Raw genomic sequence first — 19,250 nt, forward strand, 5'->3', positions numbered from 1 at the left:
GGGGTGATTCATACCAAGTCCTCCTGGATGTGGACGATCCGGCTGCGGACCCACTCGCCGAGGCCCTTGGCCTGGGGGTCGAACCGGGTGGACGCGGCGACGCCGTCGCCGAGCAGGCCATGGATCACGACATTGACCGCACCCAGGTTGGGGAGCACGTAGACGTCGACGTCGAGATCCTTCGCCTCAGGAACCAGCTCGCGGATCTTGCGGTCCTTGACGATCTTGGCGAGCCACTGCACACGGGCCTCGTAGCGCTCCGAGCCGTCGTTCTTGACCCACAGGCCGAGGTTGGCGTTGCCCCCCTTGTCGCCGGAGCGGGCGTGCACGAACGTGCCGAGCGGCATCCGGCGGGTGATCGTGTCGGCCGGCGCCGGGTACGGCGACGGGCGCGTGCCGAGCGCCGGGTCGAGCTCCGCGGGGTCGGCGAAGGTGGTCGGGTCGGCGATCACCTCGCGGGTCCCGTCGTGGTGGACGACGGTGTGCTCGACGGCGCCGCGGTCGACGTACTCGGGGCGGTAGATGCCGAACGGACTGGGCTTCTGGGGCGGCGTGGTCATCGTGAAGCCCGGGTAGCTGGCGAGCGCGAGCTCGACCGCCGGGCCGGTGAACGGCTTGCCGAGCGGGCCTGCCTCGGGGTCCTTGCCGATGCAGCGCAGGATGACCGAGGCACCCTCTTCGGTGTCCGCATCGCCCGTACGTGCGGGGGTCTGGGTCCAGGTGACGTCGGCCGCGGTGAGCTGCGGGTCGAGCTGGCTGCGCAGCCAGTCGGCCTTGGCGTCGATGTCGAGACCGGTGAGCACGAACTCGACCTGGTTGCGGTAGCCGCCGAGGGTGTTGACCGCGACCTTGAGCTGCGCGGGCGGCGCGCTGCCGATGACGCCGCTGATCTCGACCCGGTCGGGACCCTGCTGGTGGAGCCGGATCGAGTCGAGGTGCGTGGTGACGTCGGGGTTGAGGTAGCGCGTCGTCTGGATCTCGTAGAGCAGCTGCGCGGTGACCGTGTCGACCGTGACCGCGCCACCGGTGCCGTCGTGCTTGGTGATCACGCTGCTGCCGTCGGCCGCGACCTCGGCGATCGGGAAGCCGAGCGGCGTCGTCATCGGCGCACCGGCGCGGAACAGGTCGGTGAAGCCCGAGAAGTTGCCGCCGGTGGCCTGCGTCCCGCACTCGATGACGTGGCCCGCGACGACCGCGCCGGCCAGGGCGTCGTAGTCGGTGGCGCTCCAGCCGTGGTGGGCGATCGCCGGGCCGACGACGACGCTCGCGTCGGTGACCCGGCCGGTGACGACGACGTCGGCGCCGTTGCTCAGCGCGGACGCGATGCCGAAGGCGCCCAGGTAGGCGTTGGCGGTGAGCGCGCCCTCGAACAGGTTCGCCGAGCGCAGGTCGTCGCCCTCGACGTACGCCACCTTGGCGCCGGTGCCGAGCGCCTGGATCTTGGCGGCGAGCGCGGCGGGGTTGAGCCCGCCCGCGTTGCTGACGATCTTCACGCCCTGGTCGAGCGCGAGGCCGAGCGTGTCCTCGAGCTGCTTGAGGAAGGTACGGGCGTAGCCGAGGTCGGCGTCGCGCAGGGTGTCCATGCCGAGGATCAGCATGGTCAGCTCGGCGAGGTAGTCGCCGGTGATGACGTCGACCTCTCCCCCTTCGAGCTGCTCGCGCAGGGCCGAGAGGCGGTCGCCGTAGAAGCCGCTGCAGTTGGCGACCTTGAGCGCGCCGGCGGTCATCGGGGATCCCTCCCGCCGCCGGCCGGACCGGCGAAGGCCTGGGCGATGGCCAGCCACTTCTCGGCGTCGTCGCCGACAGCCTTCAGGTGGGTGTCGTCGCGGTGGATGCGCTGGGTGACGAGCTGGCAGAACTCGTAGGCCTCGCCGGTGACGCGCTGCTCGGCGTCCTCGGGACCCCAGGTCCACACCGCGCCGCTGGGCGCGGTGAGCTCGACCCGGAACTCCTCGGCGGGGGCATCGAGGCCGTTGTTGGCGTAGGCGAAGTCGCGGGTGCGGACGCCGATGTGGGCGACGTGCCTGATCCGGTCGGTCACCTCGGGCCTGGTGGTGATCGAGCCGGCCGAGATCAGCGCGTCGTAGACGTCGAGGGAGTGGGCCCAGGTCTCCATGAACCGCGCGGTCGCCATCGACGTCGGGGACATCGGCGGGCCGAACCAGGGGAGCTTCTGCCCGTCGGGGTGAGCGCGGAGCGCCGCGACGAGGGCCGGGCGGGCGGCGTCCCAGCGGGCGAGGAGCTCGTCGGGGGCGGCGGCGCCGATCCGCAGCGCCTCCTTGTCGACGAAGCCGGTCGGGTCCTCGATCGCGGTCAGGACGACGGCGTCCCAGGCCTGCTTGCCCGCGTCGCCGGCGAGCGCCCCGGCGGCCAGGACGGCGACCTCGTCGGTCCAGAGCAGGTGGGCGATCGTCGTCGCGACGTCCCAGCCCTCGGCCGGCGTCGTCGTGCGCCAGCCGTCGGCGGCGAGGGCGGCGACCGTCGTACGGAGCTGGTCGCCCTCGGCGGCCAGGTCGGCGAGCACGTCGTCGAGGACGCTCATGCGGGGTCTCCTTGCGGGTTGCGGAGCGCGGCGTCGAGCGTGCGCGCCCACTCGGTGAGGATCCGGCGGCGACGTCGGGCGTCGTCGCCGATCGTGTTGGCGAGGCCGAGTCCACGCACCAGGTCGAGAGTGGCCTGCACCAGCTCGCGCGCGCCGGGCCGTGACTCGTCGATGCCGAGCAGCTCGACCGTGAGCCGGTGCGTCTCGCGACCGAGGTGCTGCTCCAGCGGCGCGACCGCCTGGTGCAGCGTGTCGTCGGTGCGCGCGGCGACCCAGAGCTCGAGGGCCGCGGTGAACACGTCGGAGGCGAAGTGGTCGCCCAGCATCTGCACGACCGCCTCGGTCCGCCCCTCGGCCCGGGGCAGCTTCGCCACCGCCGCCTCGAGGTCGGAGCCGCGGATCGCGGTGAGGTGCGCGACCGCCGCGACGACGAGGTCGTTCTTGGTCGGGAAGTGGTGCAGCTGCGCGCCCCGGCTCACGCCCGCGCGCTCGGAGACCAGCGTGGTCGTCGTGCCCCCGAAGCCCTTCTCGACCAGCAGCTCGACGGTCGCGGCCATCAGCCGCTGCCGCATCGCCCGGGTGCGCTCCTCCTGGGGGACGCGCGTGGCGGCCGGCGAGCTCATGGCGCCAGCATGCCGTCGGACAAACAAACAGTCAAGCCTGACTTTAAGTGTCCCCGGGCGGTCGTTCCCGGCCCCGCCGTACGATCGGGACCGTGGACGGCGAGCAGGACCAGCGCACCGCACGGGTCTCCGTGCTGGTGGCCGGCCTCGCCGCGGCGCTGGTCGCGGCGCTGACCTCGTCGCTGATCGCGCTCAGCGCCGATGCCCCGCTCGCGACCGCGGTCGCGATGCTCGCGGTGGCCGCGGCGGGCCTGGTCCGCACCGCCGCCGGCGGGGTGCTGGTGCTGCGGCCCGCGGCCTGGCCTGGTGCCCGGCAGCCGGTGCCGACGCTGGCGGCCCGGGTGGCCGACCCGGTCCGGCACCCGGTGCGACCCCGCGCTCCTGGACGGGCCTGACGCGCGCCGACGCGCGCCATGGCCCCGTTCCCCTTCCCTCCAGGAGCTCTCGCATGTCCCTGCTCGACCCGTTGTCCCATGCCCTTGCGACCGTCGTCGCGGGAGCCCACACCCTCGTCACCGCCCTGGGCGCCGACCCGGACGGCGGCGGCACCTGGCTGCTGAGCATCGCCGGCGTGGTCGTCATCGTCCGCCTCGCCCTGCTGCCGCTGGTCGTCCGTGGCGTCCGCCAGGCCCACGCCGGCGCCCGCGCCCGGCCGCACCTCAAACGCCTGTCCGAGAAGTACGCCGACCGCCGCGATCCCGAGAGCATGCGGGCCTTCCTCGAGGAGCGGCGGCGACTCGGCGCCGAGCACGGCGTCTCCCGGCTCGGCTGCCTGCCGACGCTGGCGCAGATCCCGGTCTGGATGGCGCTCTACCACCTGCTGCGCCAGGTCACCGCCGGGACGGCGGTGGGCGCCCTGACGCCCACGCTGGTCGCGTCGTTCGGGGCGGCCACCATCGCCGGCGTCCCCCTCGCGGCGCACGGGTACGTCGGCGGCGGAGCCACCCATCTCGCCGTGGTCGCCGGACTGGCCGGCACCGCGGCGGTGGTCGGCTTCGTCACCCAGCGCTACCTGGTGGCGCCGACCACCGTCACCGCGGACCTGCCGGACGCGATGGTCAGCGCCCAGCAGCTCGCGCCGCTGCTGTCCGCGGGCGCGATGCTCGTCGCCGGCAGCGCCGTCCCGGTCGCGCTGCTCGCCTACTGGGTCTGCAGCTCGCTGTGGACCTGTGGACAGGCCGCGGTGATCCACCGGTGGTTCCCGACGCCGGGCTCGCCCGCGGCGGCCCGGGCCGCGGCCCGCGGAGCCGTCGGGGGCTAGGCCGTCGCCCTAGTCGATCCGCGCCACCAGCGGCAGCCGGCCCCGCGCGCACAGCCCGACCGCGGCGGCGGTAAGCAGCGGCAGCCCGACCACCACGACCGCGAGCAGCGGCCACGGTACGGCGAGCAGGGTCGCGCCGTCGTCGTCGCGGGAGAGCGGCCGGCTCACGGCGACGCCCGGGACGAAGCCGATCGGGGCGCCCAGCAGGGCACCGACCAGTCCCACGACGAGGGCGTAGGCCGCCGCGACCCGGCGGCGGGTCCGCGGCCGGGCGCCGACCGCGGCCATCGTGGCGAGGTCGGGGCGGGCGTCGGACAGCGCGAGGAAGGTGGCGGTCAGGGTGCCGCCGAGCATCATCACGCCACCGAGGACGGCGAGCACCCACTGCAGGATCCGCACCGCGGGGTCGGGCTCGAAGCCGCGCTCCACGTAGAGCTCGCCCGTGCCGGCCACGGTCGCGAGTGCCTCGGAGAGGTCCTCCCGGGCGGCCTCGCTGATGGTCGGCGCGACCACCAGTGCGGTCGTGGCGGTCGTCAGGCCCAGCTCGTCGGCGAGCGCCGGGGGCAGGATGCCGGCCGCGGCCGGGAGCGCGGCGGGCGAGTGCACCAGCGTGACGTCCACGTCGCGGGACCGCTCGTCGACGACCTCCTCCGTGACGTCCTCGGTCACCCGGACGACGGCGCGCAGCCGGTCGGGGGATGCCTCGGACCGGCCCAGCACGACGAGGCGGCCCGCGGCGAGCGCCTCCTCGGCCGCCGTCCGCTCGGCCGGCGCGAGGCCGACGGCCGCCGGCACGGTGGTGCCGACGAGGAACGAGGAGCCGAGGCTGCCGAAGGTCGGCAGCACGAACGGCTCGCCGTCCAGGTCGAGCGACAGGTCCGTCCAGGTCCCCTCCCCGGCGAGGCGGACTCCGGCGATCTCGGCGATCTCGGCGCCCGGGAGCCGCTGGGCGAGCACCCCACGGACGGTCGCGGGATCGGCATCGCCGACGATCGGCAGGGCGGCGTACCCGTGGGCGAGCTGTGGGTCGTAGTCCCGCTCGTCGGCCGCCTGCTGGCTGCTGAGGGCGACGCCGAGGGCGATCACCCCGGCGACGGTCGCACCGACGGCGGCCACGGCGGGGACGGTCCGGGTGCGGTGCCGGGCCGCGTCGCGGGCGGCGAAGCGCAGGGCCAGCGGGAACCGGCGAGCGACCCGGCCCACGGCGGCCACGGCGGTCGCGACGAGCAGGATCATGCCGACGACGGACAGCAGGGCGGACGCGCCGACCAGCGCCGGCGATGCACCGCTCGCCCGGGAGCCGACCAGGCCCGCGAGCACGCCCACGGCGATGAGGACGAGCCCCAGCACCGGCGAGCGCCGGGACGCCCGGCCCTCCCCGCGCCGGCCGGCGAGCACGGCGACGACGTCGTTGCGGGAGGCGGAGTACGCCGGGACCACGGCGGCGAGCACGGCCGCGGCGAGGCCGAAGGCGGCGACCGCGAGCAGCAACGGCCACGGCACCTCGAACGGCCCGAACCAGGTGCCCTGGAAGCGCTGGGCCACCGGGACCAGCAACGCCCCCGCCCCGACGCCGAGCACGGCACCGAGAGCGCCGCCCAGCAGGCCCACCACGACGCCCGAGGCGAGCACGGTACGCCGGGCCTGGGCCGGTGTGCCGCCGGCGGCCGCGACGAGGGCCAGGGTGCGGGCCTGGGCCCGCGCCCGGACGGCGAAAGCCGGGCCGGCGAGCAGCACCACCTCGAGCAGCACCATGGTCGCGACCAGCACCAGCGCGGTCAGCGCGGTCTCGTCGGCCGGCTCGTCGCTCACCACCTCCGGTGGCAGTGCCGTGGCGGGCGGCGGGTCGGAGAGCACCTCCCGGGAGGCCGCGAGGAGGCCGACGGCGTTGAGCGCGCGGACGTCGTCCCAGCTCACCGGGGCGCCGCCGACCAGCCACTGCGGCGGGGCGTCGGGCATGCCGATCGCACCCGGGAGCACCGCCGCGACGGCGTCGTCGCGGGTCGTGGCGCTCTCGACGATCCCCACGATCCGCAGCTCCGTGCGGGTCTCGCCGTCGGCGCTGCGACGCAGCGCGGTGAGGGTCTCGCCGAGTCCGGGGCCGCGGCGGACCAGGGCGGGGTTGACGACGACCTCGCCGGTGGTGCGCGGCAGTCGGCCGTCCTCGAGCCGGAACAGGCCACGGGCCAGGGGATCGGCGAGGTCGGTCTGGGTGACGACGACGTCGCCGACGCCGCGGTCGGTGGCGTAGGAGAGGTACTCCCGGTCGATCGGGAGGAGCGGCCGGTCGGCGCCCAGCACCTGCTGGACCTCCGCGGCGGTCGAGACGTGCTCCTCCTCGCCGACCCAGGAGGTGGTGCCGTCGGGGTCGAACGACTGCAGCACCTCGGTCGTGCCGCTGCCGTAGACCAGCGCGGCCGCCGTACCCATCCGGCGCTCGACACCCTCGGCGCCGGAGACGTTCGCGGTCCGCCACACGACCGCGGCCGCGGCGACGGCCAGCACGGGCAGGCAGACCAGGACCAGCATCAGGGCGGTCTGCGCGCGGCGGCGCAGCGCCTCGCGGCGGGCCAGACGCAGCGCGATCCGCCAGCCGGCGAGGCGCACACCGCTGCGGGTGGGACCGCTCATGCGTCGGCCCGCTCGGTCAGGACCTCGACCCGGTCGGTGCCGGTCTCGTCGACCACGACCCCGTCGCGGAGGAAGACGACCCGGTCCGCCCACGCCGCGTGCCGCGCCTCGTGGGTGACCAGCACCCCGGCGGCACCCGCGTCGCACCGGGCGCGCAGCAGCCCGAGGATCCCCTCACCGGTCTCGGTGTCGAGGGCACCGGTCGGCTCGTCGGCCAGGATCAGCCGCCGCTCGCCGACGACCGCGCGGGCGATCGCCACGCGCTGCTGCTGGCCGCCCGACATGTCGTCGGGGAAGCGCTCGGCCAGATCGGCGATGCCGACCTCCTCCAGCGCCTGCAGCGCCTCCTCACGGGCGGTCCGGACCGACATCCCGTCGAGCTCACGCGGCAGGGCGACGTTCTCGGCCGCGGTGAGCGCCGGGATCAGGTTGAGGCCCTGGAAGACGTAGCCGATCGACGTACGCCGCATCCGGGCGCGCTCCTGCTGGCCGAGGCCCACCAGGTCGGTGCCCTCCACCCGGACCGCACCGGAGGTCGGCTGGTCGAGACCGCCCGCGATGGTCAGCAGCGTGGACTTGCCGGACCCGGAGGGGCCCATCACCGCGACCAGTTCGCCCGCGTGGGCGGCGAAGGAGATCCCGCGCAGCGCGTGGACCTCCCCCGCTCCGGTCCCGTGGACCCGGGTGACGTCGGTGAGCTGCAGGACGGCGTTCATCGGTGTTCCTTCACAGAGAGTCGGTCGTCGCGGATGCGCTCCAGGCGGGCCCGCGCATCGGCGAGCCAGCGCCGCTCGGCGCGGTCGAGCCGGCGAACCTGGTCCTCGTCGCGGGCGTTCATCGGGCACCTCGCGCGGGCGCCTCGCCGACCGGCCGGGGCGCGGCGGCGGGCGGGCGGGCGGCGGCGCGGCCCTGCTCGACCGCGGCTCGCCGCAGTCGGGCCTCGCAGTGGTCGAGCCAGCGGATCTCGGCCTCGGCACCGAACACCAGCGAGTCGAGGACCAGGCTCCACGCGAGGTCCGCCCGCTCGGCACCGTCGGCCGCCTCGGCCGCCCGGCGCTTGAGCCGGGTGTAGTCCTGGAGCGCGGCCATGGTGGCGCTGCGCTGCTGCTGGATGACGGTGTCGACGTCGACGCCGGGGACGGTGACCGCGAGCGCGAGCTTGATGGCGAGCTCGTCGCGCGGCGGCTGGGTGCGGGCGACCGGCGTGGTGAACCAGCTCGCGACCTCCGCCCGGCCGTCGTCGGTGATCCGGTAGACCAGGTGGCCCTCACCGTCCTCGCCGCCGGCGACGGCGAGTCCGTCGCGCTCCAGCCGGGTCAGGGTCGTGTAGACCTGCCCGACGTTGAGCGGCCAGGCGGTGCCGGTGCGCCGCTCGAACTCGGCGCGCAGCTGGTAGCCGTACATCGGCTCCTGCTCGAGCAGCGCGAGCAGCGCGTGCTTCACGGACATGAGGGCTCCTTGGGTGGGTACATACCGGGTATAGGAAGTATATACCCGGTATATGGTGAGCCGACGAACCGCGGCGCCACCACTCGTTTGCCCCGACCGCCGCAGGGGTAGCGGGCAGGGGATGCCGGCCTCCGGAAGGAACCCCATGCACCGCACCCGCCTCGCCGCCCTGACCACCCTGCTGGCGCTGATCGTGACCAGCCTGCTGCTCGTCTCCGCACCGGGCGGCCGAGCGGCCGCACCCCGGGTGGACGGCGACGACGTGGTGACCCGCGCCGACGTCGTCCGGGCGTTCCCGGGTCTCAAGCGCCTCGACCTCGGCCGGGTCCCCTACCGGACCCTCAGCTACTACGACGGCGTGTGCTCGACCTGGGAGCGGGTCGACGGCACCTCGGGCAGGCAGTTCGGGGGCCAGGACGCGTACGCCAGCCGCTCGATGCGGGCCGACGTGATCCAGTTCCGCAACAAGGCGACCGCCCGTCGACTCCTCACGACCTTCCGCACCTATGTGCGCGACTGCGGCCAGCACTGGGCCGGGGTCGACACCACGGTCCAGCCGGTGCGGATGCCGAAGTTCGGCGACCAGCGGATCGGCTTCCGCACCACCGAGATCTTCGCGCCCGAGAAGAACCTGCCGAGCCGCCACTACCTCACCGTGGCGGTCCGCCAGGGCAAGCGCCTCCTGCTGCTCAGCGTGGAGCAGCCGAGCCAGGTCCGCAAGACCGCCTTCGTCCGGCTGGCCCGGGTCGCCGCGCGGAAGATGGGCTGAGCGCGACCCGGGGCGCAGCGCTACCGCTCGCAGCTCTGGCGGACCTCTCCGGTGCAGGAGTCCCTGCCCCGGCCGCCGATCACGGTGTCGTAGCCGCCCCGGCCGTTGAGCACGTCGTTGCCGGCCCCACCGCGCAGCACGTTGTCGAAGGCGTCGCCGAGGATGAGGTCGTCGTCGGGGGTGCCCCGGACCTCCTCGACGCCGGCGAGCGCGGTCCGCAAGCGCAGTCCGCCGACCTCGGTCTCGGCGCTGGCCGAGCCGGTGGCGAGGTTGACGTAGACGCCGGAGGTCAGGCCGGGCACGTAGCCGTCGTAGAAGGTCACCCGGTCGTAGCCCGGCCCGCCGTCGAACGACCCGGTTCCCAGCGGTGCCCAGTACCGATCGGCGCCCTTGCCGCCGCGAGCGGTGCCGACGCCGTAGAACCGGTCCGCGCCCTTGCCTCCGTCGGCGCTCCCCGCTCCGTGGATCGTGTCGTCGCCCCTGCCGCCGAGCACCCGGGTCCGCGCGTCGCCGCAGATCAGGTCGTTGCCGTCGAGCCCGAGGACCACGTCACGGCCCTTGCCCCGCCCGGCCACGATCACGTCGCGCCCCCGGGTGCCGACGATCCGGTCGTCGCCCTTCGACGGGTCGACGATCGTCGCCCGCTTGCCGGCGCAGGTCGGCACCGGCGCCTGCGCCGGCGAGGGCGCCGCTCCGGCCAGACCGCCGCCGGCCGCCAGCAGCGCCGCTGTCGCCGCGACCCGAGCTCTCCGCATCCCCGCACCCTGTCGCACCAGGGCAGGATGTCACCGACGCTCAGATCAGCCGGTAGCGGACCCCCAGCGCGTCGTACGTCGACCGGGCCCGGCGGTCGCGGGTGATCAGCTCCACGTCGTGATGCAGGGCGGTCGATCCGACCAGCCCGTCGTAGACCGCGCCGCCATCGACGTCCGCGGCGGCCAAGGTGGCCACCAACTCGACCTGGCGCGACTCGGGCAGGCCGATCACCTCGAGCCCGAGGCCGTCGAGCGCACGCGCCACATCCTTGCCCGACATGTAGTAGGGGTCCTGGACGCGGGTCAGCACGCTGTAGGTCTCCAGCAACACATGAGCCGGCACCGCGCTCACCTGCGACCTGACTCCGCGCACCGCACCATGGTCGGGATGGCGTGGGTTCAACGCGGGGACCAGGAGGCTGGTGTCACAGGCGGCGCTCACGCACGGCCTCCAGGGTCTCGCGGATCATCTCGTCGGTGAGCGGCGGCGCGTCGGGGGGGAGGTTCTTGTAGACGATGCGCGGGAACTCACCCTCGGGGAACTCGATCTCGACCTCGGCCCGCGGCAGCTCGATCTGCAGTCGCCCGTTGTCGAAGAACAGGTCGACCCGGGTGCCACCGGTCAGCCCCATGGCGTCGCGGATCGCCTTGGGTACGACGATGCGCCCGGCACTGTCGATGGTGGTCTGGATGGCAGCCGTCATGGTAGGAGAATACCATCAAGGATGCCATCGGGCCGGGGTGGCGGACTGACGCACCGAGCGCGGCAGCACTATCTCCAGGTCGAGGCCGGCTGCCGTGTGGGACAGCCCGCGGTGCCCGCCCGCCCGCGGGATCGCCGCGGCGACCGTGAGCATCACGAAGATCAGCAGCACCGCTCCGGTCCACGCGCCCGGGAGCGCGAGCAGCACGATCAGCGGGCCCACGCCGGTGGCGAGCTTGACCAGCCGGGCCAACGGGACCGGGCCGCGGCGGCCGACCGTCCGCACGGACACCACCCACTCGCCGACCGTCCGCCCGCCGAGGAGGACGGCGACCGCCTCGATCAGGCCCGGGACACCCCACTGCAGCAGGCGTTCCGGCGTGGTGGGCAGGTCCTCGAAGGGGACCTCGACGACGTACAGCTGCACGGCCCGCCAGGCCACGGACAGCGCCGAGCCGAGCAGCACCACGAAGAGGACGTCGCAGACCATCCCGACCAGTCGCCGGCCGAGGGTGATCGTCGTCGGCCACACCACCTCCGGTCGCCGCCGGCGGATGAAGATCGCCGACACCAGCGAGCCGAGGGCCGCGCCGAGCGTGTTGAGCATCAGGTCGTCGACGTCGAAGAGCCGGTAGGCGCAGTCGTAGAGATGCCACACGCCGGTGGCCTGGGTGGTCTCGATGAGCAGCGAGACCCCGAAGCCGAGGAGTGTGGCCACCACGACCCCGCGGCGCGCGATGCGCCGCACGAACCAGCCGAGCGGCACGAACAGCAGCACGTTGAGCGCCACCTGCAGGAACGCCGCGTCGTGCGCCAGCGCCGACAGCCCGGCCCGCGACCCGAGGTCACCCCAGTCGATCCCGCGCATCGTGTCGAACGGGACCGTCTGCCGCCCGACACAGACGAAGTCGTCACCCGCCGGCATCGGCAGCAGGGTGTAGGTCCACAGGGCCAGCGCGTAGACCGCGCCGGAGAGCAGCACCAGCAGGTCGTGCGGGCCGAGCCGACCGTCGCGGCGGTACTCGACCGCGGCCACCGGCAGCAGCAGCACCACCGCGACCACGCTGCCGAGGCCCGTCGCGATGACGGCGTTCAGCACCTGGTCGGACATCGGATGCGGACCTAGCGGTAGGTCACCAGCGGCCGCGGCAGGTGCGGGTGCTCGTTGAACGTCAGCAGCCGGGCCCCGGTGGCGCCGACGATCACCCGGGTGACCGAGGTGTTGGCGATGACCGTGTTGAACCGCGCCCAGACCGGGCCCACCGCCCCGGGCTCCGGTACGACGAGCAGCGCGGCCAGGGCGGCGATCACGCCACCCGACGTGACCACCAGGGTCGGGCCGGGACGAGCGGCCGCGGCGTCGAGCGCGGTGCGGGCCCGGCCGACGAAGGCGTCGTACGGCTCCGGGTAGCCGCCGTCCGGGCCGGCGGCGGCCCAGTGCGCGGTGGAGACCTCGAACTGCTCCTGGAAGGCGCGCCGGTCGGTGGTGTGGTCGCCCCGCGAGCCGACGGCCCCCGTCGCCTCGGCGAAGCGCGCGAGCACGGCGAGATGGTCGAACTCGGCCCAGTCCTCGTCGACCTCGGCCTGCGGGGAGCCCGGGAGCCCGGTCCAGCCGGTGCCCTCGGCGATCGCCTCCCACGTCTCGCGGTGCCGGCGCATGCCGCCGTGCACGACGGACAGGGGCTCGGGGCCCTCCTTGGCGAGCCAGCGGCCGAGCACGCGACCCTGCTCCCAGCCGTTCTCGGAGAGCACGTCGTAGTCGTCGGCACCGAACGACGCCTGGCCGTGGCGGACGAGCAGCAGCACGCCCATCAGGCGCCCTGCCCCTGGGTCAGGACGCCGATGACCTGCCGGCAGCGCCCCTCGAGATAGCCGACGGCGGGCCCGAAGGCGGCGTACGTCTCGTTGGTGGTCTGGCCGTGGAAGTAGCGGTACCAGATCTGCTGGGCGATGACCGCGAGCCGGAACAGGCCGAAGACCTCGTAGAAGGTCCACTGCGCGGGCGTCAGCGAGAGGCCGGTGCGGGCGCAGTAGGCCTCGACGACCTGGCGACGCGTCCACATGCCGGGCGCGGTCGTGGGCTGACGCCGGAACAGCAGGAAGAACTCGTCGTCGTCGGCCTCGACCCAGTACGCCAGCGCGCAGCCGAGGTCCATCAGCGGGTCGCCGACGGTGGCGAGCTCCCAGTCGAGGAGCCCGATGATCCGGCTCGGATCGTCCGGGGCGAGCACCATGTTGTCGAGGCGGTAGTCGTTGTGGATCATCCGCTGTCCGAGGTCGGCGGGCTGGTGCGCGTCGAGCCAGCCGGTGATGTCGGACCAGTCACCGGTGTCGTCTGTGCGGGCGTTGTCCAGCCGCGCGATCCAGCCGCCGAGCTGCCGCGCGACGTACCCGTCGCCCTTGTTGAGCGCGACCAGGCCGAGCACGGAGCTGACGTCGACCGTGTGCAGCGCGACCAGCATGTCGACCGCCGCGTCGCACAGCGCCGACGCCTGCTCGGGGGTGACCGGGAAGCCGAAGTCGCGGCGCGGGATCAGCCCGTCGAGCCGCTCCATGACGTAGAGCTCGCTGCCGATCGGGCTCTCCTCGGCCGTGCCGTACGCCACCATCGCCGGCACCTGGCCGAAGACCGGCTTGAGCGCGTCCTGGATCCGGTACTCGCGGCCCATGTCGTGCGCGCCCTTGGCCTTGGTGCCGACGGGCGGGCGGCGCAGGATCAGGTCGGGGCCGGTCTGCATCCGCAACAGGTAGGTGAGGTTGGAGGCCCCGCCCGGGAACTGCCGCACCTCGGCGATCGGGCCGCGGCCCAGCCAGGCCTCGACGGCCGGGACGTCGAAGGCGTCCTCCGCGCGGACCGGACGCGACTCGTCGCCCACCCCGCTCACTCGGCCACCGCGTCCAGCTTGCGCGCCTGGGCCCGCATGACCGCGTCGTACGCCGCCCGGTCGCCCAGCTTCAGCTGGTACGCCGCACGCGCGGCGTCGTCGGGCACGATCAGCTCGGTGCCGGCGTCGATCCCGGCCAGCACCGCGGCCGCGATGTCGTCGGCGCTGGTGGGGCTGTCCTCGACCAGCTTGGTCATCACGGTCTGCAGGGCCGCGTCGCGACCCTCGACCGCGGCCATCAGGTTGGTGCGGAAGTACGACGGGCACACGGCGTGGGCGCTCACCCCGTGCGCGGCCAGCTCGTGGCCGGTGGTCTCGGTCAGCGCGACGACCGCTGCCTTGGTGGCGTTGTAGCCGGCCATGCCGGCCGGGTGCACGAGCCCGGCGAGCGAGGCGATGTTGACAATCCGGCCGCTCCCCTGCCGCTTGAACACGGGGGTGAACGTCGCCGTGCCGCGGACCGCGCCGAGCAGGTTGATGTCGACCAGCCGCTGCCACTCGTCGATCCCCGCGACGTCGAGCCGCCCGCCGCCGGCGATGCCGGCGTTGTTGACGAGCACGTCCAGCCCGCCCCACGTGCGCTCGACGTGGTCGCGGGCCGCGACCCAGTCGCCGTCGCTGGTGATGTCGAGCGGCAGGATCCCCTCGGCCTCCGCACGGTCGGTGCGGAGCACGTCGGCGCCTCGCTCCTCCCACGCCCGGGCCAGGGCGGCGCCGAGCCCGGAGGCCGCGCCGGTGATGAGGACACGCAGGTTCTGGTGGGGCTGGTCGGTCACCCGGCCGACCCTAGGGCATCGGCGAGCACGGTCCGCAGGGCGCTCACGAGCAGGTCGATGTCGTCCTCCGTGCAGACCAGCGGCGGCGCGAACCGCACGGTCGAGCCGTGGGTGTCCTTGGCGAGGACGCCGTGCCGGATCAGGGCCTCGCCGACCTCGCGGCCGGTCAGCAGAGCCGGGTCGACGTCGACACCGGCCCACAGGCCGCGCGCCCGGACCGCGACCAGCCCACGGCCGACCAGCCCACGCAGGCCCTCCTCGAGCCGTGCCCCCAGCACCCGCGCCCGCTCCTGGAACTCGCCGGTCGCGAGCATCTGCACGACCTCGTGCCCGATCGCGGCGGCCAGCGGATTGCCGCCGAAGGTCGAGCCGTGGGTGCCCGGCCGGACCACCTCGAGCACCGCGCGGTCCGCCGCGACGGCCGAGACCGGGAGGATCCCACCGCCCAGCGCCTTGCCGAGCACGTAGACGTCGGGGACGACGTCCTCGTGGTCGCACGCGAACGTGCGGCCGCTGCGGGCCAGGCCGGACTGGATCTCGTCGGCCACCAGGAGGACGTCGCGCTCGGTGCACAGCGCGCGCAGCGCCCGCAGGAAGCCCTCCGGCGGCAGGACCACCCCGCCCTCGCCCTGGATCGGCTCGACGAGCACGGCGACCGTCGCGTCGTCGATCGCGGCGGCGACGGCATCCAGGTCGCCGTACGGGACGCCGACGAAGCCCGGGGTGAACGGCCCGTAGTCCGCGGTCGCCTCGTCGTCGTCGGAGAAGCTGACGATGGTCGTCGTGCGGCCGTGGAAGTTGCCCTGCATCGTGATGATCTTCGCCGTGCCCGGCGCGACGCCCTTGACCCGGTAGCCCCACTTCCGGCTGACCTTGATCGCGGTCTCGACCGCCTCGGCGCCGGAGTTCATCGGCAGGATCAGGTCCTTGCCGGTCAGCTCGGCCAGCGCCTGCGCGAACGGTCCGAGCTGGTCGTTGTAGAACGCCCGGCTGGTGAGGGTCAGCCTCTCCAGCTGGGCAGCCGCGCGCGCGACCAGGCGCGGGTTGGCGTGGCCGAAGTTGAGGGCGGAGTAGCCGGCGAGGCAGTCCAGGTAGCGCCGGCCGTCGACGTCGGTCACCCAGGCGCCCTCCCCGGAGGCGAGGACCACCGGAAGCGGGTGATAGTTGTGCGCGGCGTACGTCTCGGTCAGGTCGATGTGGCGGCGCGTGGGGCCGGTGGCCCCCGGGTCCTGCGTGGCCCGCGTGGTGGTCGTCATGGTGCTCCCTTCCGGTCCGGTCCCGAGGACTCCAGGATGCGCCTCTCGCGGGTCAGCTGCAGAGGCCCGCCGCGTCGCGGTCGTCGGGGGACAGGCCGCCGGAGGGGGCCGGGGTCGGCGTACCGCCGGGGGTCGCGGACGGGGATCCCGACGGAGAGCCCGACGGAGAGCCGGCCGGGGATCCCGACGGGGAGCCCGCGGCGCCGCCGCTGCCGTCCGGGCTGTCGTCGGCGCTGATCGCCTGGTCGAGGAACTCCTTGGTGAGCGGCTGGTCGGCGATCACCAGCTGCCACAGCTTCTCGACCGACGGCAGCCACTCCACGCCGCCGCTGACCTTGTCGGTGTCGAGGGTCCACGGCGTGGTGATGAACTTGATGTCGGCGGCGTCGATGCCCTGGGCACTGGCGGCGACCTTGGCCATCTCCGCGACCGTCTCGAAGTTGGTCGCGAGCTCGGTGGTCGCGGCGCTGATGAAACGCGCGAGCCGGTCCGGGCGGGCGAGCATGCCGCGGGTGAGGGCCTTGTCGATCATCGCACCGATGAGGGCCTGCTGGCGCCGGGTCCGGTAGGGGTCGATGCCCTGGCTGACGCCGTAGCGCACCCGCGCGTAGTCCAGCGCCTCCTCGCCGTCGGCCTCGCGGGTGCCGGCGTCGAGATGGATGTTGCCGGTGGTGTCGTCGATCTCCTCGGGGACGCAGATCTCGACACCGTCGAGGGCGTCGACCATGTCCTTGAACTGGTTGAAGTCGACGACGACGAACTTGTCGACGCGGATCCCGGTCAGCTGCTCGAGCTGCTGGCGGGTGCAGCCGGGCCCGCCGACCTGGAAGGCGACGTTCCACTTGTCGTACGCCGTCGCGGCGGGGATCTCGCTGTTGTCGGCTCGATAGCAGGTCGGTCGCATCACCGCCGTGTCGCGCGGGATCGAGATGCCGTAGGCGAACTCCCGGTCGGCCGAGAGGTGGAACAGGATCGTGGTGTCGGACAGGCCGCCCCCGGCCTCGCCGTCGATCTTGCACCCCTCGCAGCCACGGCTGTCGGTGCCCATGACCAGGATGTTGAGCGCCTCGGTCTTCTTGTCGGGCCGGTTCTTGCCGACGACCGTCGGGTGCTCGAGGTTGTCGTTCCAGTTCTGGTAGACGAGCACGACACCCAGACCGGTCAGCAGGCCTAGTGCCGCGAGGCTCGCCACGATGACCCGGAGCACCGTCCGCCCCGGCCGCGCCACCCGTCGCCGCCCTCCCATGACCGGAAACCTACAGGCACACGCACGCCGACCCGTCGCGTTCGAACGCGACGGGTCGGCGTGCTCAGGACGTCCAGATGCGCCGGGTCGGCGCGATCAGGCGGGGATCAGGCGGGGAAGCTCCCGCCCGAGGCGGCCAGCTCCCGCAGCCACGGGGTGGCCCGGAAACGGTCGCCGTACTTCGCGGCCAGCTCGTCGGCACGCGCGAGGAAGGCGTCCAGGCCCACCTCGCCGGTGGCCTTGTTCTCGTAGCCGGTCATGAACTGGGCGGCGCCACCGGTGTTGGGCGGGAAGCCGATGCCCATGATCGAGCCGATGTTCGCGGCCGCCGCCGAGGTGATGACGCCCTCCTCGAAGGTCTTCGCGGTCTCGAGCGCCTCGGCGAAGAGCATCCGGTCGCGGATGTCCTCGATCGGCGGCTGCTCCTCGGCGACGGGGAAGAGGTCGGCGAGACCGGCCCAGATGGAGCCGCGCTTGCCGTCGACGTAGTCGTAGAAGCCGGCGCCGCGCAGGCGACCCGCCCGCCCCGCCTCGAGCATCTTGCCGACGACGGCCTGGCCCGGGTGGACCGGCATGCCGGGGTTGGCGTCGATGGTCGCCTTGGCGATCTTGGCCATCAGCTCCAGGTTGAGCTCGTCGGAGAGCTGCAGCACCGGGGCCGGGTAGCCGGCGGAGGTGGTGGCCCGCTCGATGGAGTACGGCGCCACGCCCTCGGCGAGCATCGCCATGCCCTCGTTGACCATGTAGCCGATGACCCGCGAGGTGTAGAAGCCGCGGCTGTCGTTGACGACGATCGGCGTCTTGCGGATCTGCAGGACGACGTCGTAGGCCTTGGCGAGCGCCTCGTCGGAGGTCTCCTTGCCGGCGATGATCTCGACCAGGGGCATCTTGTCGACGGGCGAGAAGAAGTGCAGGCCGATGAACCGCGGTCGGTCGGCCTCGTTCTCGAGGCCCGCGGCGAGGTCGGTGATCGGCAGCGTCGAGGTGTTCGAGCACAGCAGGGCGTCAGGGGCGAGGTGCGGCAGGATCTCCGCGAAGACCTTGGCCTTGAGGGCCGGGTCCTCGAAGACCGCCTCGATCACGATGTCGGCGCCGGCAGCGGCGGCCGGGTCGGCGGTGGCGGTGATGCGGCCGAGCAGCTCGGCCTTCTTCTCCTCGGTCGACCTGCCGCGGCTGATCGCCTTGTCGAGCAGGCCCTCGGAGTAGGCCTTGCCCTTCGCGGCGGCCTCCTCGGAGACGTCCTTGAGGACGACCTCGGCACCGGCCTTGGCGAGCACGTACGCGATGCCCGCACCCATCATGCCGGCACCCAGCACGACGGCCTTGCGCGCCTTGTAGGGCTCGATGCCCTGCGGGCGGAGCGAGCCGGAGTTGATCGCCTGGAGGTCGAAGAAGAACGCCTGGATCATGTTCTTCGAGCCCTGGTTGACGACCAGGTTCGCCAGGTAGCGCGACTCGATCCGCGAGGCGGTGTCGAAGTCGACCTGCGCACCCTCGACCGCGGCGGACAGGATCGCGCGCGGTGCGGGGTAGTCGGCGCCCTTGAGCTGTTTGCGCAGCAGTGCCGGGAAGGCGGGGAGGAAGCCGGCGAGGGCCGGCGACTTCGGCGTACCGCCGGGCATCTTGTAGCCCGGGGCGTCCCACGGCGACAGCGCGGAGTCGGGGTTGGCCTTGATCCACGCCTTGGCGGCCGGGACCAGCTCCTCCCGGGTCGCGACCAGCTCGTCGACGACGCCCTTCGCGAGCGCGGTCTGCGGGTTGAACTGGGTGCCCTGGAGCAGCACGTCCATCAGCGCGGTCTGCAGGCCCCACTTGCGCACGGCGCGGGTGACGCCGCCGCCGCCGGGGAGCAGGCCGAGGGTCGCCTCGGGCAGGCCGACCTTGACCTTCGGGTCGTCGACCAGGATCCGGTGCTGGGCGGCGAGGGTGATCTCGTAGCCGCCGCCGAGGGCGGCGCCGTTGATGGCGGCCACGACCGGCTTCGGGAAGAGCTCGAGGCGGCGCAGCGACGCCTTGATGCTCTCGCACTGGGCGAAGACCTCGCCGGCGTTCTCCCTGGTGGTCTGGACCATCAGCTTGAGGTCGCCGCCGGCGAAGAAGGTCTTCTTGGCCGAGGCGATGACCACGCCGGTGACGTCGTCCTGCTCGGCGTACAGCCGCTCGACCGCGGCCGCCATGGACTCACGGTAGAGCTCGTTCATCGTGTTCGCGCTCTGGTTGGGGTCGTCGAGGGTGAGGGTGACGATGCCGTCGGCGTCGCGGTCGTAGCGGACCGCGGTCTGGGTGTCGGTGCTCAATGTCGTTCCTTGAGAGTTCGAGAGGTTCGAGAGTTGTGGTGAAGCTCGGCCGGCAGC

20 protein-coding genes are annotated in these 19,250 nt (G+C 73.5%); 3 read left to right on the forward strand and 17 right to left on the reverse strand.

The features are described from left to right. Window positions 1-8: 8 nt before the first annotated feature. From RB608_RS09665 to RB608_RS09675, 3 genes are read right to left on the reverse strand one after another with little or no spacing between them, the layout of a single operon-like run. Window positions 9-1,727, reverse strand: a complete 1,719-nt coding sequence (locus RB608_RS09665; protein ID WP_308087624.1) for an acyclic terpene utilization AtuA family protein — start codon at window positions 1,725-1,727, stop codon at window positions 9-11. Then, window positions 1,724-2,542, reverse strand: coding sequence for a TIGR03084 family metal-binding protein (locus RB608_RS09670; protein WP_308087625.1), 819 nt, complete (start codon window positions 2,540-2,542; stop codon window positions 1,724-1,726). The genes RB608_RS09665 and RB608_RS09670 overlap by 4 nt, the downstream gene beginning before the upstream one ends. Beyond that, window positions 2,539-3,165 (reverse strand): TetR/AcrR family transcriptional regulator, encoded by a 627-nt coding sequence (locus RB608_RS09675; protein ID WP_308087626.1) that lies wholly within the window; start codon window positions 3,163-3,165, stop codon window positions 2,539-2,541. The genes RB608_RS09670 and RB608_RS09675 overlap by 4 nt, the downstream gene beginning before the upstream one ends. 92 nt (window positions 3,166-3,257) lie before the next feature. Between RB608_RS09675 and RB608_RS09680 the strand changes: the two genes are divergently transcribed. Beyond that, a complete protein-coding gene (locus tag RB608_RS09680) occupies window positions 3,258-3,560 on the forward strand; it encodes a hypothetical protein (RefSeq protein WP_308087627.1) in 303 nt (100 codons plus the stop codon). Between the two features lie 53 nt (window positions 3,561-3,613). Continuing rightward, the gene (gene yidC, locus RB608_RS09685; protein WP_308087628.1) at window positions 3,614-4,426 is read left to right on the forward strand and encodes a membrane protein insertase YidC; all 813 of its coding nucleotides are present in this window, start codon (window positions 3,614-3,616) and stop codon (window positions 4,424-4,426) included. A gap of 9 nt (window positions 4,427-4,435) precedes the next feature. Here yidC and RB608_RS09690 read toward each other — a convergent pair whose 3' ends face one another. The 4 genes from RB608_RS09690 to RB608_RS09705 are packed head-to-tail and all read right to left on the reverse strand — an operon-like array spanning window position 4,436 to window position 8,506. Continuing rightward, window positions 4,436-7,057, reverse strand: coding sequence for an FtsX-like permease family protein (locus RB608_RS09690; RefSeq protein ID WP_308087629.1), 2,622 nt, complete (start codon window positions 7,055-7,057; stop codon window positions 4,436-4,438). Then, the gene (locus RB608_RS09695) at window positions 7,054-7,773 is read right to left on the reverse strand and encodes an ABC transporter ATP-binding protein (protein WP_308087630.1); all 720 of its coding nucleotides are present in this window, start codon (window positions 7,771-7,773) and stop codon (window positions 7,054-7,056) included. Before RB608_RS09695 ends, RB608_RS09690 begins: the two co-directional genes overlap by 4 nt. After that, the gene (locus RB608_RS09700) at window positions 7,770-7,895 is read right to left on the reverse strand and encodes a hypothetical protein (protein ID WP_308087631.1); all 126 of its coding nucleotides are present in this window, start codon (window positions 7,893-7,895) and stop codon (window positions 7,770-7,772) included. Before RB608_RS09700 ends, RB608_RS09695 begins: the two co-directional genes overlap by 4 nt. Beyond that, on the reverse strand, window positions 7,892-8,506 hold the full coding sequence (locus RB608_RS09705; RefSeq protein WP_308087633.1) for a PadR family transcriptional regulator: 615 nt from the start codon (window positions 8,504-8,506) through the stop codon (window positions 7,892-7,894). Before RB608_RS09705 ends, RB608_RS09700 begins: the two co-directional genes overlap by 4 nt. 145 nt (window positions 8,507-8,651) lie before the next feature. Here RB608_RS09705 and RB608_RS09710 point away from each other — a divergent pair, with 145 nt between their 5' ends. Further along, entirely contained in the window at window positions 8,652-9,275 is a 624-nt protein-coding gene (locus tag RB608_RS09710) for a hypothetical protein (protein ID WP_308087634.1), read from the forward strand. A gap of 20 nt (window positions 9,276-9,295) precedes the next feature. On the opposite strand, the gene RB608_RS09715 is transcribed toward RB608_RS09710, so the two are convergent. The 10 genes from RB608_RS09715 to RB608_RS09760 all read right to left on the reverse strand — a co-directional run bounded on the left by RB608_RS09715 (window position 9,296) and on the right by RB608_RS09760 (window position 19,193). Next, window positions 9,296-10,030: a calcium-binding protein gene (locus RB608_RS09715; RefSeq protein ID WP_308087635.1), complete on the reverse strand. Its 735-nt coding sequence runs from the start codon at window positions 10,028-10,030 to the stop codon at window positions 9,296-9,298. Window positions 10,031-10,070: 40 nt separating this feature from the next. Beyond that, on the reverse strand, window positions 10,071-10,403 hold the full coding sequence (locus RB608_RS09720) for a PIN domain-containing protein (RefSeq protein ID WP_308087636.1): 333 nt from the start codon (window positions 10,401-10,403) through the stop codon (window positions 10,071-10,073). 52 nt (window positions 10,404-10,455) lie between these two features. After that, a complete protein-coding gene (locus RB608_RS09725; RefSeq protein ID WP_308087637.1) occupies window positions 10,456-10,734 on the reverse strand; it encodes an AbrB/MazE/SpoVT family DNA-binding domain-containing protein in 279 nt (92 codons plus the stop codon). A 15-nt stretch (window positions 10,735-10,749) separates the two neighbouring features. Next, window positions 10,750-11,844 (reverse strand): VanZ family protein, encoded by a 1,095-nt coding sequence (locus tag RB608_RS09730; protein WP_308087638.1) that lies wholly within the window; start codon window positions 11,842-11,844, stop codon window positions 10,750-10,752. Window positions 11,845-11,855: 11 nt separating this feature from the next. After that, entirely contained in the window at window positions 11,856-12,545 is a 690-nt protein-coding gene (locus RB608_RS09735; RefSeq protein WP_308087639.1) for a phosphoglycerate mutase family protein, read from the reverse strand. Then, the gene (locus RB608_RS09740) at window positions 12,545-13,618 is read right to left on the reverse strand and encodes a phosphotransferase family protein (RefSeq protein ID WP_308087640.1); all 1,074 of its coding nucleotides are present in this window, start codon (window positions 13,616-13,618) and stop codon (window positions 12,545-12,547) included. The genes RB608_RS09735 and RB608_RS09740 overlap by 1 nt, the downstream gene beginning before the upstream one ends. Beyond that, a complete protein-coding gene (locus tag RB608_RS09745) occupies window positions 13,615-14,394 on the reverse strand; it encodes an SDR family NAD(P)-dependent oxidoreductase (protein WP_308087641.1) in 780 nt (259 codons plus the stop codon). Before RB608_RS09745 ends, RB608_RS09740 begins: the two co-directional genes overlap by 4 nt. Next, entirely contained in the window at window positions 14,391-15,650 is a 1,260-nt protein-coding gene (rocD, locus tag RB608_RS09750; RefSeq protein WP_308087642.1) for an ornithine--oxo-acid transaminase, read from the reverse strand. Before rocD ends, RB608_RS09745 begins: the two co-directional genes overlap by 4 nt. Before the next feature lie 52 nt (window positions 15,651-15,702). Next, window positions 15,703-16,896 (reverse strand): LCP family protein, encoded by a 1,194-nt coding sequence (locus RB608_RS09755; RefSeq protein ID WP_308087643.1) that lies wholly within the window; start codon window positions 16,894-16,896, stop codon window positions 15,703-15,705. A gap of 107 nt (window positions 16,897-17,003) precedes the next feature. Further along, window positions 17,004-19,193 carry a 3-hydroxyacyl-CoA dehydrogenase NAD-binding domain-containing protein gene (locus tag RB608_RS09760; RefSeq protein ID WP_308087645.1) on the reverse strand — a complete coding sequence of 730 codons (2,190 nt, stop codon included), beginning with the start codon at window positions 19,191-19,193 and terminating at the stop codon, window positions 17,004-17,006. Window positions 19,194-19,250 lie beyond the last annotated feature (57 nt).

It is taken from the genome of Nocardioides sp. LHD-245 (genome assembly GCF_030929495.1).
GTDB lineage: Bacteria > Actinomycetota > Actinomycetes > Propionibacteriales > Nocardioidaceae > Nocardioides.

Bases quoted from the DNA above. Each gene is read 5' to 3' on its own strand.
- RB608_RS09715 (WP_308087635.1), bottom strand. From the start codon at position 10,030: ATGCGGAGAGCTCGGGTCGCGGCGACAGCGGCGCTGCTGGCGGCCGGC.
- RB608_RS09670 (WP_308087625.1), bottom strand. From the start codon at position 2,542: ATGAGCGTCCTCGACGACGTGCTCGCCGACCTGGCCGCCGAGGGCGAC.
- RB608_RS09730 (WP_308087638.1), bottom strand. From the start codon at position 11,844: ATGTCCGACCAGGTGCTGAACGCCGTCATCGCGACGGGCCTCGGCAGC.
- RB608_RS09690 (WP_308087629.1), bottom strand. From the start codon at position 7,057: ATGAGCGGTCCCACCCGCAGCGGTGTGCGCCTCGCCGGCTGGCGGATC.
- RB608_RS09710 (WP_308087634.1), top strand. From the start codon at position 8,652: ATGCACCGCACCCGCCTCGCCGCCCTGACCACCCTGCTGGCGCTGATC.
- yidC (WP_308087628.1), top strand. From the start codon at position 3,614: ATGTCCCTGCTCGACCCGTTGTCCCATGCCCTTGCGACCGTCGTCGCG.
- RB608_RS09725 (WP_308087637.1), bottom strand. From the start codon at position 10,734: ATGACGGCTGCCATCCAGACCACCATCGACAGTGCCGGGCGCATCGTC.
- RB608_RS09695 (WP_308087630.1), bottom strand. From the start codon at position 7,773: ATGAACGCCGTCCTGCAGCTCACCGACGTCACCCGGGTCCACGGGACC.
- rocD (WP_308087642.1), bottom strand. From the start codon at position 15,650: ATGACGACCACCACGCGGGCCACGCAGGACCCGGGGGCCACCGGCCCC.
- RB608_RS09705 (WP_308087633.1), bottom strand. From the start codon at position 8,506: ATGTCCGTGAAGCACGCGCTGCTCGCGCTGCTCGAGCAGGAGCCGATG.
- RB608_RS09665 (WP_308087624.1), bottom strand. From the start codon at position 1,727: ATGACCGCCGGCGCGCTCAAGGTCGCCAACTGCAGCGGCTTCTACGGC.
- RB608_RS09700 (WP_308087631.1), bottom strand. From the start codon at position 7,895: ATGAACGCCCGCGACGAGGACCAGGTTCGCCGGCTCGACCGCGCCGAG.
- RB608_RS09675 (WP_308087626.1), bottom strand. From the start codon at position 3,165: ATGAGCTCGCCGGCCGCCACGCGCGTCCCCCAGGAGGAGCGCACCCGG.
- RB608_RS09735 (WP_308087639.1), bottom strand. From the start codon at position 12,545: ATGGGCGTGCTGCTGCTCGTCCGCCACGGCCAGGCGTCGTTCGGTGCC.
- RB608_RS09755 (WP_308087643.1), bottom strand. From the start codon at position 16,896: ATGGGAGGGCGGCGACGGGTGGCGCGGCCGGGGCGGACGGTGCTCCGG.